The sequence below is a fragment of the Deltaproteobacteria bacterium genome (genome assembly GCA_040223695.1).
Lineage (GTDB): Bacteria > Desulfobacterota_D > UBA1144 > Nemesobacterales > UBA2774 > JAVKFU01.
Window position 1 is genome coordinate 480,171 of the sequence record JAVKFU010000015.1, and the last position, 14,826, is coordinate 494,996.

Annotated in this window: 13 protein-coding genes; 2 read left to right on the top strand and 11 right to left on the bottom strand. The window is 49.5% G+C overall.

The window, feature by feature from the left end; translation table 11 throughout:
- Window positions 1–6: 6 nt before the first annotated feature.
- The gene (locus RIG61_06445) at window positions 7–933 is read left to right on the top strand and encodes a DMT family transporter (protein ID MEQ9618795.1); all 927 of its coding nucleotides are present in this window, start codon (window positions 7–9) and stop codon (window positions 931–933) included.
- A 54-nt stretch (window positions 934–987) separates the two neighbouring features.
- Here RIG61_06445 and RIG61_06450 read toward each other — a convergent pair whose 3' ends face one another.
- From RIG61_06450 to RIG61_06480, 7 genes are all read right to left on the bottom strand, one after another.
- Window positions 988–1,617 carry a LysE family translocator gene (locus tag RIG61_06450; protein ID MEQ9618796.1) on the bottom strand — a complete coding sequence of 210 codons (630 nt, stop codon included), beginning with the start codon at window positions 1,615–1,617 and terminating at the stop codon, window positions 988–990.
- Window positions 1,618–1,732: 115 nt separating this feature from the next.
- Window positions 1,733–2,737, bottom strand: coding sequence for an adenosine deaminase (locus RIG61_06455; GenBank protein MEQ9618797.1), 1,005 nt, complete (start codon window positions 2,735–2,737; stop codon window positions 1,733–1,735).
- 113 nt (window positions 2,738–2,850) lie between these two features.
- Window positions 2,851–4,611: a phosphoenolpyruvate--protein phosphotransferase gene (gene ptsP / locus RIG61_06460; GenBank protein ID MEQ9618798.1), complete on the bottom strand. Its 1,761-nt coding sequence runs from the start codon at window positions 4,609–4,611 to the stop codon at window positions 2,851–2,853.
- The gene (locus RIG61_06465) at window positions 4,608–4,889 is read right to left on the bottom strand and encodes an HPr family phosphocarrier protein (protein ID MEQ9618799.1); all 282 of its coding nucleotides are present in this window, start codon (window positions 4,887–4,889) and stop codon (window positions 4,608–4,610) included. The genes ptsP and RIG61_06465 overlap by 4 nt, the downstream gene beginning before the upstream one ends.
- A gap of 118 nt (window positions 4,890–5,007) precedes the next feature.
- Complete coding sequence (locus tag RIG61_06470) at window positions 5,008–5,763, bottom strand: hypothetical protein (GenBank protein ID MEQ9618800.1); 756 nt, start codon at window positions 5,761–5,763, stop codon at window positions 5,008–5,010.
- A 14-nt stretch (window positions 5,764–5,777) separates the two neighbouring features.
- A complete protein-coding gene (locus RIG61_06475; protein MEQ9618801.1) occupies window positions 5,778–7,475 on the bottom strand; it encodes a tetratricopeptide repeat protein in 1,698 nt (565 codons plus the stop codon).
- A gap of 88 nt (window positions 7,476–7,563) precedes the next feature.
- A complete protein-coding gene (locus tag RIG61_06480; GenBank protein MEQ9618802.1) occupies window positions 7,564–8,994 on the bottom strand; it encodes a transglutaminase-like domain-containing protein in 1,431 nt (476 codons plus the stop codon).
- Window positions 8,995–9,163: 169 nt separating this feature from the next.
- Between RIG61_06480 and mqnC the strand changes: the two genes are divergently transcribed.
- A complete protein-coding gene (mqnC, locus tag RIG61_06485; GenBank protein ID MEQ9618803.1) occupies window positions 9,164–10,240 on the top strand; it encodes a cyclic dehypoxanthinyl futalosine synthase in 1,077 nt (358 codons plus the stop codon).
- Window positions 10,241–10,272: 32 nt separating this feature from the next.
- Here mqnC and RIG61_06490 read toward each other — a convergent pair whose 3' ends face one another.
- The 4 genes from RIG61_06490 to RIG61_06505 all read right to left on the bottom strand — a co-directional run bounded on the left by RIG61_06490 (window position 10,273) and on the right by RIG61_06505 (window position 14,782).
- Complete coding sequence (locus tag RIG61_06490) at window positions 10,273–10,668, bottom strand: hypothetical protein (protein MEQ9618804.1); 396 nt, start codon at window positions 10,666–10,668, stop codon at window positions 10,273–10,275.
- A gap of 86 nt (window positions 10,669–10,754) precedes the next feature.
- Window positions 10,755–12,401, bottom strand: coding sequence for a hypothetical protein (locus RIG61_06495; protein MEQ9618805.1), 1,647 nt, complete (start codon window positions 12,399–12,401; stop codon window positions 10,755–10,757).
- Between the two features lie 146 nt (window positions 12,402–12,547).
- On the bottom strand, window positions 12,548–14,026 hold the full coding sequence (glgA, locus tag RIG61_06500) for a glycogen synthase GlgA (GenBank protein ID MEQ9618806.1): 1,479 nt from the start codon (window positions 14,024–14,026) through the stop codon (window positions 12,548–12,550).
- A gap of 66 nt (window positions 14,027–14,092) precedes the next feature.
- Complete coding sequence (locus RIG61_06505; protein MEQ9618807.1) at window positions 14,093–14,782, bottom strand: bifunctional 4-hydroxy-2-oxoglutarate aldolase/2-dehydro-3-deoxy-phosphogluconate aldolase; 690 nt, start codon at window positions 14,780–14,782, stop codon at window positions 14,093–14,095.
- Window positions 14,783–14,826: the final 44 nt, after the last annotated feature.

Genomic DNA, 14,826 nt, shown 5'->3' on the forward strand with positions numbered 1-14,826 from the left:
TATATCATGGCAAAAGAAATATCTGCTAATTCAAGTGAAGACAGATTTCCGCTTAAGGGATATCTCTTCCTTGTGGGTACAGCTCTATTCACGGCGATTTCCTACGCCCTTGGGAGAGCGGTGGACAGGAGTCTTACGCCCGAGGCCATAACGTTTTTCTGGTTTCTGGGTGCATTCCTCTGCGCGTTCCTGGTTGTAATGTCAGTACCCTCCCAAAGAGCCGAGATAAAGAATCTGAGAAAATACACGAGAATTTTTATATACAGCTCGATACTTACCGCGATCGGGGCCGCCCTCTGGATCTCCGCCATTAAGACAATAGGAATACCCCTCACCTCCTTTCTTATGAAGGCTCAGACCCTTTTCTCCCTTATGCTCGGTATGATATTCCTGGGTGAGAGGCTCAACAGGGGGGAGAGCGTCGGTATCGTGATAACTGTAGCCGGGGGGGTAGTGGTGGCTTATCAGAGCGACATATCTCTTCTGATCGGCACATTCATGGCGTTAGGCGCGGCTTTTTTCTATTCGACGTTGGCTTTCGCCGTAAAGAAAGTCGCGCAAAACCTTAATATGCTTACCGTGGCTACGCTCAGGGCGCTCGGAGTATCACTTGTCCTGATTATATATCTAATAGTGACAGGAACACTCGAGATGCCCGAGCCTGTAGACTTAATCTACATGGCCTTCGGTGGGATAACGGGGGCTTTTATAGCAAAGGGGTGCCAGTTTCAGGCGATCAAGCTCATTGACGTCTCGAGGACTACCGCCGTAATGCCCATGGAGTCCCTGTTCGTCGTGCTGCTGTCCTATTTCATATTCGACGAGATACCGTCTGTCTTAAGGCTCCTAGGCGGGGCGGCGATAATCACCGGCGTGATATTCCTGGTTATATACAGGGATGTTAAGCCGATTGACCTCGGCGAGGGAGAGTGAGGCAGTGTGTTCAGGGATTTAATTCAGGGAAATCGAGCGACTACAGACAGGGTCCTATGCCGCCTGAATGCCCAGAATACTTAAGAACGCATACACCCCGCAGGCAAGTATGAAGATTCCGGTTATCTTGTTTACATAGGAAAGACCCCTCTCGCCTATCCTTCCTCTCAGGTTCGCAACCACCCAGCATAGCGCGGTCCATAGAAAAAGACACCCGGCGAAAATACCCAGTACAAGTATTGAGGCAGCTCTGTAATAGTCACCCTGCTTTGTGACGCCCAGTATGGCGAAGAGAGCGAGTATCGAGAGTATGACTATCGGGTTTGAGAGCGTAAGCAGGAATGCGGAGCCGAATGTGCCGAAATGATTTACGTCGCTGTCAGGCTCCGAATAGGAAGGCGGCCTCGAGGAGTACACACGCACGCCGAAGACGAGGAGAATTATGCCGCCTATAACCCGCACCCAGACTTCGTTTTCGGCAATCAGTCCCGATATGAATGTGAGGCCGAACGCGGCTATTACCGCATAAACGGCGTCCCCTACTGATGCTCCTACCCCGGATACCATGCCCGAGAACCTGCCGTTATTTATCGTGCGCTGGACTATAAGCGCGCCTACCGGTCCTACCGGGGCGGTGATTACTATTCCTACTACGAATCCTTTAATGAAATAAGTTAAATCCATTCTTGAAAGCTCAGACAACAATATACCAGAATAGGAATCGGTTTACGTAATTTACAAAAATTAACACTTTCTTTATAAATTCCGATAACTCAACCGGGAAATGCTTTTTAATTGTTTATAGTCCGTCTATTTCATCTATGTGGCGTTTCTTTTCCACCTCGTCAAGAAAGGATGCGGTGAAGCTGTTTTTGGCGATTTGAGCGAGCTGCCGGCTGCCGAGTCCGAGGGCTTGCTCCACCGCTAGATAATTCTCTTCAACATAGCCTCCGAAATAGGCGGGGTCATCCGAGTTTATCGTAACCCTGATTCCGCGCTCCAGCAGGCGCTTAATGTTGTGATCTTTCATCTCGTCGAAAACGCGGAGCTTTACATTGGATAGAGGACATACCGTTAGCGGCAATTGCGTATCGGCCAGATACTGCATTAATTTCTCATCGCCGCTACACCTGACGCCGTGATCGATCCGCGATACCTTGAGCAAATCGATAGCCTCCCATATATACCCGGGCGGCCCCTCCTCACCGGCGTGAGCGACGGTCAGGAAACCTTCACTCCGGGCTCTATCGAAGACTTCTTTAAATTTGCCGGGGGGATTGTCGGCTTCGGCGGAATCGAGACCCACGGCGATAATACCGTCCTTATACGGCAGCGCTTGATGAAGCGTAGACATAGCCGACTCCGCGCTCAGGTCGCGTAAAAAGCAGAGGATAAGCCCCGAGTTTATGCCCAGGCTGAGGCGTCCATACTCTAGGGCGCCTGTTATGCCCTCAACCACTGCACCGAGAGGAACACCGCGCCTTGCATGGGCTTGAGGATCGAAGAAAATCTCGGCGTGCCGTACGTTTTGCGACGCGGCTTTTCGCAAATAGGCCACAGTGAGATCGTAAAAATCCTGCTCATTGAACAACACGTTTGAGGAGTTGTAGTAGATATTGAGGAAATTCTGCAAATTATTGAATTTGTAGGCTTGACCGACCTCTTCAACCGAGGCGTAAGGCAGTTTGACAGAGTTTCGTTCCGCGAGCTCAAACATCATTTCCGGCTCAAGCGTGCCTTCAATATGGAGGTGAAGCTCGGCCTTAGGCAGCAGGTGGATGTAGGTTTTGAGTCCTTGCTCCATTGAACTCACGCTCAGCTTTTATACGTTTTCAGTATGACTACAAAAGTTTAAGCCTATTTGAGCAATCGGCATATGGGCGCATACTTGTTTAAGGTTTTAAAAGACTTATTGCTTCAGTTCCCGGATACGATCTCGGCAACGAACTCCGGAGGGAATTTCTCTCCCCAGTTTTTTACGACTTCGTTAGTCGCGTAGTCCTTTATTTCCGATTCTGTTTTCAGCTTAAGGCAATTTTTTGTTATCTCCCTCGATTCCTTTTCGGTAATCGTGTTGAGGAGCTTTTTCACTTTGGGTATGGAATGGGTGTTCATGCTGAGCTCATCCACGCCCATTCCGACAAGCAGCGGCACACAGGAGAGCTGGCTCGCCATCTCGCCGCATACGCTTACGGGAATGCCTTTCTCATGCGCGGATTCGACGATGCCCCTTATAAGACGCAGGATCGCAGGATGAAACGGTGTGTAGAGGTAGGAAACATGATCGTTTATTCTGTCCACGGCCAGAGTATATTGAATGAGATCGTTTGTTCCTATACTTAAAAAATCCACCTCTTCGGCGATATCGGAGGTCAATATAGCGGCTGAAGGCGTCTCAATCATAACGCCTATTTCCCACGAGCCGTCCGTACCGGTCTCCCGGGCAATCTCGGATATAATCCTTTTTGAATCTCTGATTTCTCCGAGCGTGGAAACCATAGGAATTAATATCCTTACCTTGCCGCCGCGGGATGCCCCGAGGATTGCTCTTATCTGTGTGCGGAACGTACCCTCGTCCTGAAGTGAGTATCTTATCCCCCTCAAGCCGAGAGCGGGGTTTAAGCGGTTCGTGGGCTCCATACCGGCGGGGAATTTGTCGCCGCCTATATCAAGGGTTCTTATCGTTACCAGGGGTGAATTAAGAGCCGACATCACTTTTCTATAACTTTCCAGCTGCTCTTCTTCGTTCGGGAAATAAACGGATTTCGTGAAAAGGAATTCCGTACGGTACATCCCTATCCCCTCAGCCCCGTAGCACACAGCGTGATTGAGCTCTTCTATTATTTCTATATTCGCGTTTACTTTTATTTCCTTCCCGTCAAGGGTCCTGCCCGGGAGCTTCGCATAATCCAGAAGCTTCTTCTCAAGCGCGATGTAGTCGCTCCTCCTGCTCCTGAACCCCTCCCTCTCCCCCTCGTCGGGAGTGAGAATTACAGCGCCTTTGTATCCGTCTATGAAAATTGTGTCTCCCGGGGACGCCCTGAGAGTTATATCCTCAAGTCCCATCACCGTGGGGATACCGAGCGATCTGGCGACGATCGCGCTGTGGGAAGTGGGGGCCCCGATATCGGTCGCAATACCGGTTATATGGTGCTTGGCGTAACCCACGACATCTACGGCGGAGATGTCATGAGCGACGAGAACGGAATCGTGCGCCAGCTCGGGCAACTCATCACTTACCCCGTGAAGGTTCCGTAGAATCCTCTCGCCCATGTAGTAAATATCCGCAAGTCTCTCTTTCATATATACGTCTTCAACGTTTTTAAATGCTTCGCTCTTCTTCGACAGCACGGAGTTCACCGCCCACTCTGCGTTCACCAGCTCGGCCTCGATGAACCTCATCACCTCGTCCGAGAACAGCTCGTCCTCGAGCATCATAATGTTGATATTCAGTATTTGCAGGTGCTCACCCGTGTCGGACGACTCGAGTCTTTCCCTGATGGAAACAAGCTGTTCCTTGGATTGTCCGACAGCGGTGAGAAACCTCTCTTTCTCCGACTCTATATGCTCCGCGTCTATCGTCGTCCGCTCCACGATCATCCTGGAACGGTCGAGAAGCACCACCTTGCCAAGAGCTATCCCGGTCGATATCGGAATTCCTTTTCTTTCGACCCTCATACGCCTTCTCCGAAACCGCTTTCGATGAGATCCTCGATTTCCTTCATGGCTGCAGCCGCGTCATCCCCCCTGGTGACAACCCTTACTTCGCTTCCCTTCGTAGCAGCCAGCGACAGCACCCCAAGTATGCTTTTACCGTCGACTTCGTATCCGTCTTTGCTCAGCTTTACGTCGGAGCTGAATTTGCCCGACAGCCTGACGAAAACGGCCGCCGCACGGGCATGCAGACCCAGTTTGTTCTTAACTGTAAATTCTTTGACAACCTCTATTTCGGACACAGAGCAGCAACCTCGGGCGATGTGTGAAATATACAGTCTTTTCCCGGATCAGTATGAGCGCGATTTGTCATTAGATTTTAATTATAGTTTTCTGACGCGTGAATTTCAAATTAACGTTTTATGTGGATGGCTTGAATAATCTGCCGTCAACGTTTTTATTCAGTTCAACGTCGGGCTCGTACACAATATTTATGGATAGTTCGCCTGTCTTGAAATCTATCTCTTTCGGAAAGTAATGGCCGTCCACGAGCTCCCCGAAGTAATCATATCTTATCATGGCCCTTTTTCCGTTTGCCAGTGAGAAATCCGCTTTTTCGACGCGGTAATTCTCAGGATTGACCCATATGTGGTTCTCCGACCCGGTGCCCGCGTCTTTGTACGTAAGCTTTATATGACCGGAATCGGCGGTAAGCACAGGACTGACCGGAGAGTCGTAAATTTTGTAGGGAAGACGTCCCATCACCAGGTTTACGAGGCTATCGGCAGTTATCCTGAGGTCGAGTCCGGGGTAGACATATGAGAGATCGAACTCCTCGCGGGAATCGTAAACATCCCTTTCCGATGATGAAATAATATAAATATTTTCACCGTCGGATGAAATAAAACCGACAGTGCTTCCGAAGGGATTGAGGGCTTCAAGCCTCAGCAGATTAGGCTCTCTGGCAACAGTAACCTGAGTGTAGGAGACTTTTTCGAGCGGGGTTTTTATCCTTACCCTGGCAAGCCCTTTGACCGACCTGATAACGCCCTGGAAAAGCTCCACCCTTTTAACGATATCGGCGGCGGAAGCTCTTTGTGTATCGGCATCCGGAACCCTCGGCGCGCAGGACGCGACCAGGATAAAAAAGGACATTATGAAGAAAATTTTATTCATAGGATTTTTCACTGCTAGCTTTCGACGTTTGGATTTTGTGTTATACGATTTATTTTTTCCTGCAGTCTTTCTTTGATTTCATTTTCTTCCTTGCTGCCGGTTCCGTCACTGGCAAGCATTTTTAAACCCTCTCTGTAATATCCAAGAGCGGCGGAGTTATCACCCAGATCGCTGTACACGTCACCCAGGTGCTCGAAAATCGCGGGGTCGCTGGACTCAAGCTCAAGAGCCTCCTTCAGCGCATCTATCGCTTCCCCGTATCTGCCCTGCTTGTAATAGACCCATCCCAGACTGTCCAGTATATACCCTTTATTGGGTGAAATACTGAGGGCTTTCTTGACGAGCGCTTCAGCTTCATCGAGATTTTCCCCCTTTTCCGCATATGAATATCCCACAAAATTGAGGGCGTCGGCGTGATCGGGGTTTATCTCTATCAGCTTTTTCATCGTGGCGATCGACTTATCTTCCCGATCTACCAGATAATATGTGACGCCGAGGGAATAATATATAGTTTCGCTGACCTTGTTTGTATCCAGGAAGTTCTCATAAAGCCTGACGGCATCTTCATCCCTGCCCATTTTCCTGTAAACGCTGCCCAGATAATTCACTATTACTTCGTTATTCGGCTCCCTGGCGTATACCTCCTCCATCATTCTGAGCGATTCTTCCAGGAAACCCTGTTTCTCGAATATAAAGGCCTTTTGTACCAGACTCTCATCATAGAATTCCGAATACGCAGGTACGGAGTTCAGGATTTCTAGCGCCGATTCGTATCTCCCCGTCTCTATATAACCGAGGGCCAGATAGTATTTTGCCCTTTCGTCCTCGGGATTCCCCATGAGTATGAGCTGAAACTCTTCGATAGCTTTGTCGTACTCCCTGTTCTCGATATAAAGGAGCCCCAGCCTGAGCTTGAGGTCAGGGTTTTGAAAGTCCAGCGTTTCCGCCTTCTCGAATTGCTCTCTCGCGTCTTCCATGCGGTTTACCCTGAAAAGGAAATTACCGTAACGGACGTAAGACTCGAGGCTGTTCGGATAAAGCACTATGACATCCTTGTAAATTTTCTCCGACTCTTTAAATCTGCCCTGCTGCTCATACACAATAGCAAGCTCGACAAGGGCAAGGCCGAAGCTGGGATTTATGTTAAGCGCCTCCTTGTAACTCTCCTCCGCCAGGGCATAATCCCCTTTTTCGTAATAAAGTTTTCCCAGAAAAAAATATCCCCTTTCGTTATCCGGGTAGAGCTGGGTGATCTTTTTGAATTTCTTTTCGGCGTTCTCGTAATCCCCGGCCTCTGTATCCATTATCGCGAGGAAAAGCAGGCTTTCGGCGTCATCGGGATTGAGGTCTACGGCGCGTTCGAGAATTCCGACGGATTTCTCCCTTTCTTTCGGATTTGAGGAGGAGGCATAGACTTTGCCGAGAAGTGTATATGAAGAGGCAAAACCGGGGTCTCGCTCTATGGATTCTTCAAGCTTCGTGAGGGCTTCATTCATCCTTCCGGCCGAGATATAAAGGAGAGCCAGGTTGTATTTCAAATAGGCGGAATCCGGGTCAAGCTGCTCGGCAATTTCAAGCTCCTTTAGCGATTCAGTGAACCTGTTATCGAGAAATAGCATCCTTGAGGCCGCAAAATGGTAATAGGCCTCGTCCTTCGGTTTCAACGAGGATTCGATCGGAGAGTCGGCATCCGCCACTGCGTTTGCTTTCACATTTTTCTGCGAGCAGGAAAGAAAAGCCGGCGCAAAAAGGATTAAAGCCGCTACAATGCCGGTTGTTAAATAACTTTTTTGATTCATGTTAAGAGGCTTCAAGAATTCTAAGATTTATTTTACCGACTACTTTCATGATGCGGGAGCTTTTTTCTAAATCTCCTTCTATGAATTTTATGTGTGTCGCGTCCGCCGGTAGCTGACCGAAGGTAGGATCAGCCGCAACCCATTCACCCACGAAAACCTCATTCCAGGCATGATAGTAAAATCTGCCGTCGATGTATAGTGTACCTGAGACGGTTTTGGTTGGAATGCCCGAAGCGCGCGCAAGCGCGGCGAACAGGGCGGAATGTTCGTTACAGTCCCCCTCCCCCGTCCGAAGCACATCCAAAGCGCTCGGAATAGTAGCGGAACCCTTTTTTTTCAAGTTGGCATACACCCAGTCGTTAATCTTTGATGCAGCCCTGAGTGAATCCGTTTCACCGTCAAGAATTTCTCTCGATTTTGATATTATTTTCATGTGCGTGCTCTGAACAAGTTCATCCGCCTTCAGATATTTCCGGAATTTATCGCCTCCGTAGGGAAGCTTGTAGGTGTTTATCCCAGAAGGCTCGCCCGACTTTATCTCTACCGTCCTTCCGTCCCACGACTGCCTGTAGCCGTCGCTGAAATCAAAACCGCCGTCCGAACCGACGCCCTCAATCCTCACCTTCATATAACTCAGGTCTCTCGCATTCCCGAGCCTTGTATCAGAGGGAATAGAAGTGGTAGCGGCGACGTCCCATTCGGAGAGTTCCGTTTCCATAATATTGGATTTTGTATCTTTATACGCCGTCATTGACGGGGGGAAAATTTGTTTAATCGCCTCCCCCTTATCGGTAATCCAGGTCGTGAACTCGATATCCGGCAGGGCGGTTACGACCTTGACGGTCTCAAAGCTGCCGAGAAACGGTACATCTACCATTTCAGCGCCAGCTATGCTATTTACCGCATTCATGCTCTTTTGGCCGGAACCCGTAATTATCAACGCAGGATCGAAAATGAGCGCGTTATACGACTGCCCCGGCTCGGACTTCTGCCCGGCAAGCCACTTGGGAAGCATAGAAGGCGGAATCAGGGGTACCGAAGCCGGAAAATCAAGCTCTCTTTCTTCCGAGACGCTTTTAATTTTTATCTGAAGTTCGCCTCCCCGCCTCACGCCCTCGGCGCGGGTTACGCCTGAGGGGGATTTGAATTCGTATTCGAATTCTTCGATCCGGTAGCCGTCGAGCACATACTCTGCTCTGGTATCGATCTCCTGCGCCGAATCGAGCAGCCTTACCCTGAGCCTCATGATTTCCGTAACTTCAGTAAGCCCGTCAACCTCTTTTTGCGAGCTGTAGGAATAGCCGATCCTCTTGCCGCTCGAATAAACGGCCATCCAGCTTTCTTCGGCTCCCGTATTTTTACCGAAGGAGACTGAAAGGAGGGGCGACAATAGGAGGACGGCCAGAATACAGGCCTTTAAATAATTAGTCATTATGCAGCTATAATTTACCCTCGTTTGGTAAGGCAAACAACGGATACTTCATACGCGACGTAATTAGAGAAAGCCCGGTGAGTTTCAATTATTCGTCAAACCATTTAGGTTTAACAGGGAGAAATTACAGATTGACAGTAAACTTCATTTTAGGTTCACTAAATATGGAATGAATGTAAAAGATATATTCGGCAAGGTATTTGAAGGTGAAAGGATAAGCTCAGATGAAGGGCTTTTCCTTCTGAAAAATGCGGACACAATACAGATGGGCTCGCTTGCCGATTCGGTAAGGAGAAAGTTTCACCCGGAAGGACTGGTAACCTTCGTCGCCGATACAAACCCCAACTATACGAATGTGTGCGACACCGAGTGCCTCTTCTGCGCATTCTGGAGACCGCCGGGCGTTCAGGACGCCTACACACACAGTGTGGACAAGGTAATAGAGATGATGAGGACGTCGTACCACAACGGCGCCACTACGGTTTTGCTTCAGGGCGGGCACAACCCTGAGCTTAAACTGGATTATTACCTCGACATTATAAGGAGAACTACGGAGGAAATACCGGATTTACACCTGCACGCTTTTTCGGCGCCCGAAATCAGCGCCATAGCGAAATACTCCGACCTTACGACCGAGGAAGTGCTGAAGCGGTTCTGGGACGCCGGGCTCAGGACAATCCCCGGGGGCGGGGCCGAGGTGCTTTCAAACCGGGTAAGAAAAAAAATAAGCCCGCTCAAGATAGACGCCGACCAGTGGATGAAGGTCACAAGAGAAGCCCATCTGATCGGGTTTAAAACGACCGCGACAATGATGTTCGGACACTTCGAGGAGGACGGGGACATTCTGGAGCACCTGGAGAGAATAAGAGCGCTTCAGGATGAAACGGGAAATTTTCTCGCCTTCATACCCTGGACCTTCAAGCCCAAAAACACCTTCCTTGAGAGGAAGCTCCCGAACGAAACAAGCGGCGACAGATACCTTAGAGTGCTCGCCCTGTCCCGAATTTACCTCGACAACTTCACGCACATACAGGGCTCCTGGTTTACTCAGGGGAACAAGGTCGGCTCTCTTTCGATGCACTACGGCGCAAGCGATCTCGGCGGAACCCTTTTCGACGAGAACGTTCTGAACTGCGCGGACAATAAATACAGATCAACCGTGGATGAGCTGATTCATATGATCAGGTCTGCGGGATTTGTCCCGGCGCAGCGGGATACATACTACCGCGTGTTGAACCGTTTCTGATCAGGTCAATTTAATCCGATATTTGAGTGATATTAATTATGTCCTATGTCGGTCGGGGAAGCGGGATCTTCTATTTTAATTCTCCACGCGTTTCCGGTGAACTCCGCTATACAATCGAACGAAGAAAGATTCGCGAGCAGAAAATCGAAGAACTCGTATGCGGAGCTGGTATCAACGGGCCTCCCGGTATAGTGACCTACATCGGCTTCTTCGGGGTTCAGGCTCTCGCCGGGGGACAGCTCGAAATCCACCGATTCCTCTCCCGGGCTCCCTTCCGCCTTGCCCAGACTCTCTATCGAGATATTCCCCTGAGAGTCTTTTTTACTCACATTGAATCCGAGCGCTCCGCCTCCTGCTTCGATTAAGCGCTCCGCGAGAAAAGCGTCGATCTCAGAGATATGGATTTCTTTGATAGCACCTTCTTTCACTGTAAAAACATAATATCAGAACTGCGAGTTCAATCCATACTTAGTAATGAACCCTCAGCGCGACGCGAGAGACGACGGGGACGGGCTTATCTCCGCCCCGAGCTCGTTACGTACGATTTATTGTTGAATGATCTTGGCGAAGCGGCCCTGCCACGGGTCTTTACATTGGAGTAGTTATTATTTGTGGCCTTTGTCCCTTTATTGTTATATTTGTGGGGACCTCCGCGTTGAGCCTCTCTATTCACGTTCTTTGCCTGCGCATTATTATTTTTGGGATTGGATCTGTAGGCAGGATTATTGTTCCTGGCGCTCTTATAATTATTCTGCTGTTTCCGGGGGGCTCTGTTTTGCGCCTTTATCTTGTTACCGGGGCCGTTTTTATAGTTGTTGCGAGCATTTTGCTGATTCTTGCCCGCGCTATTCCGATCAACCGTTTGCCGTACCGGTCTTGTCTCTGTCCGACGCGCCCTTACATTAACAGGGTTCATTTCAGGTGGCTTCCGGGACTGGTAAGCCTTCTCCGCATAATTCGCGCCGTTGTTTCCGGGTTTGTAGGAGGGACCATTAGCCCTTGTGCGAATTTGCCTCGAAGGATGCGCCGTATTCCCCTGATACCGGGTGTTCCTTTCAGTCTTGCGGTCCAATACGGGTTTCCTGTTTACCTTCTGTTCCCTGATCGTACCGTAGTCGTTCTTATGGTTGCTGTAACGGGAATTGTTCCTGTTCAGGGTTTCACGCCGTTCTCGAACCGGCCCGCTGTTCAGGCTTTTATTAACTCTGCCGACCCCGGAATTCGAGTTTTTATCGCTGACTTTCGGTCTTAAAGCGCGAGTCTCTCTGACGCCCGTATTTTTGTTTCCGGAGTATCCCCGGTCGAAAGGTGTTTCACCCTTTCTTTTCTCGACTTTGGGCCTGTAAACGTTATAGCTGTTGCCTTTCACCGTATTTACGTCTTTTTTCCCTCTGACGACTGTGAGATCGCGGTCGACCAGATTTAACTTGTTCAGTTTCCTGTTGGTCGTTCTTTCTATATGGCTCCTGTCCGGTCCGTAGTTGATGACCTTGTTATTGACGACTTTTATGTTGGTGACGTTTTTAACATTCCTGATGACGGTAAGGTCATGAGGGCCTTCAAGCGCTGCAAGGCGGGCATTTTTATGCGTAAATTTATGCTCAGGGACGAAAACATAATGATCCCTGCGGGGGTAATAATCATTATCGTAGTAATGATGCCTGTCGTGATGATGGTGGTGGTGATTGCGACCGTAGTAGTAACCGCCGTAACCATAATTGATGAAGCTTATGCCGATTTCGAGAAAGAAATTATTGTCGGGCGGAAGGGGCGACCATCCTACATACCCCGGGCTCTGGTACCACGAGACCCATGCCGGCGCCCATGCGGTTCCGGGTATCCAGACCCAGCCGTAATAGTCGTCGAATATCCATCTGCCGTAGTGGTACGTTGCCCATCCCCAGGGCTCGTATGAAACCCATAGCCAGCCCTGGTCAGACCATTCCCACCTTCCGTCCGTGTAAGGTTTCCAGTAGGGGTCCGCCTGGGCCGGGTACCATGCGTATCCGTAATCCGGCACATCGACCCAATTGCCGTAAACAGCCAGAGAGTCGAAAAAGAGATCGAAGCTTACTGACGTGCGGGCGTGCGCCCGGTCATCCAATGCGGCTCCGAAAAATAACGCTATTAATAATGCCCCGACTGCCAGTCTGTTTCTCATATCACACTTCCTCCATCTGTTTTCAACACTACCATATTAAACTCGCGGAACATACAGAAAGTTTCAGAGGGCCGGATTTGGAAATGAATACATCGGATAACCGTATAAAATAAATGAAGGTTTATGAGCGTTAAGGGGGTGTGAATTCAGCCGTTATTGAGGAGATTCTTGTAAATCTGCGTATACTTTTTGCCCGAACTCCTCCATGAGAGGTCTTCTCTCATGGCCTTTGTAATGAGATGTTTCCATTCATCTTTGTTTTCATAAACGGAGATGGCCCTTATAAGCGCGTCCAGCATACTTACTGTGGAGAATTCATGAAACAAGAACCCGTTCCCGTTCTCTTTGTCCTCCGTATAGTCGCTGACAGTGTCGAGAATCCCCCCAGTGCCCCTCGCAACCGGCACGGAGCCGTATCTGAGCGCTATAATCTGCCCCAGTCCGCAGGGCTCGAATCTCGAAGGCATGAGAAACATATCGGAGCCCGCATATACTTTTCTTTCAAGCTCGTCGTTGTTAACATCCACAGTCACGGAGATGCTGCCGCTGTATTTTCTCATTGCCCTCCTGAGTGAATTTTCAAATTTGCTCGTTCCCGCGCCCACTATAGCCATTTGATATCCGAGATCCAGTATCTGGGCCAACGACTCCGTTATCAGGTCAGTGCCCCTCTGCTCGTCGAGCTTTGAAACCACACCTATGAGCGGTTTATCCTCGGATGAATCGAGCCCCAGTTCCTTTTTCAGTTTTTGTTTGTTTATTTCCTTGTTCTTTAAGTTCCGGACTCCGTAATTCCGGTAAATGCACTCATCCTTCTCCGGGTTCCAGCTTTCATAGTCTATGCCGTTCAGTATGCCTGTCAGATTGTTATGATCGCGGGAAATCCATTTCAATACCGCGTCAAGGCCGTAAGCATACTCTCGCTTTTTTAATTCCTCCGCGTATGTCGGGCTTACGGTGGTTACCAGATCGGAGTAGATTATCCCCCCTTTCAGAAGATTAGCCTTTCCGTAAAGCTCAAGCCCCTGCGAAGTAAATAGAAATTCCGGAAGTCCGAATTTATCGAGAAGCCCTCTTTCGTAGAGCCCCTGATATGATATGTTGTGGATAGTAAAAACCGTTTTTGTGTTCTTGAAAAACTCGTCGTCCTTGACGTGCTTTCTCCATTTAAGGCATATAGGCAAGAGCGCTGTCTGCCAATCGTGACAATGTATTATGTCGGGCTCGAAACCGACCTTTTTAGCTACTTCCAATGCTCCGAGCGATAAAAACCCGAACCTCATGTCGTTGTCTTCATAGTCGCCGTCGTGTGTTGAGTATATGTATCTCCTGTTGTAATACTCGTCGTTTGACAGAAGATACACCGTGACGCCGTCCGACTGAATTTCCTTTATCTCACCCTCGACAGGGAGCCAGTCCATGCACAGTACAACTCTCTCTTTACGGTCTTTGGGTTTGATTCCCAGCCTGGACAGATTGCTTTTGACGCTCCGGTAGTAGGGTATGACCACCCTGACGTCTAAACCGAGCGCGGCGATTCTCCGCGGCAGTGAGCGTATTACATCAGCGATTCCGCCTACTTTGGCAAAAGGCGCCATTTCCGAAGCTACAAAGAGGATCTTCATTGTGCAAATCTTTTATACAGGTCTAATTTAAAACTACCTGATAATTATAATGCCACGGGCGCAATCTCACGGTTTTATCGTGCCTGCTAATCCCGCGACGAATTTTCGCGCGTTTTTAGCTATAACATCGGGGTCTATCTTTTTATCCTCTCCGAGTAGAGCGCTCGAGACCCCTACCGCCGAAGCGCCCGCGTCAAAAAAATCCAGGTAGTTGTCGATTCCCACGCCGCCCGTAGTCATAATTTCTATATCGGGCAGAGGCTCCTTCATGGCCCTCACGTAAGAAGGCCCGCCGACCGAGCTTACCGGGAAAATCTTGACCATATCCACACCGAGCTTCCATGCCCTTACGATCTCGGAAGAGGTGAACGCGCCCTGTATAACCGCCATATTATTCTTCCTCGCGAACGAGACAAGCTCCCGGTCGGTATGGGGGGAAACCAGAAAACGCGCTCCCGCCTCTTTCGCTTTCCGGGCCATATCCGGGTCTAAAACGGTGCCCGCCCCCGTGAGCATCCCTTCCCTCTCGCTCAGCTTCGACATGACCTCTTCAGCGCCGGGGAAAGAAAAAGTAACCTCGATTAGTCTCAACCCGCCCGTTATGCAGCCCTCCGCGAATTGAAGCGCGGCCTCGGCATTATCCGCTCTTATTACAGCTATAACCTTATGTCTTCTGATTGCATCCAGTGGGTTCACCTCAATTAACTTACCGACGTGGGGGCTCCTTGCAAGGGCTATAGCGTTATAATTCGGCAACCCGCTCTTTAATCAGAGATTTCATACTCTCCGCAAACACAAAT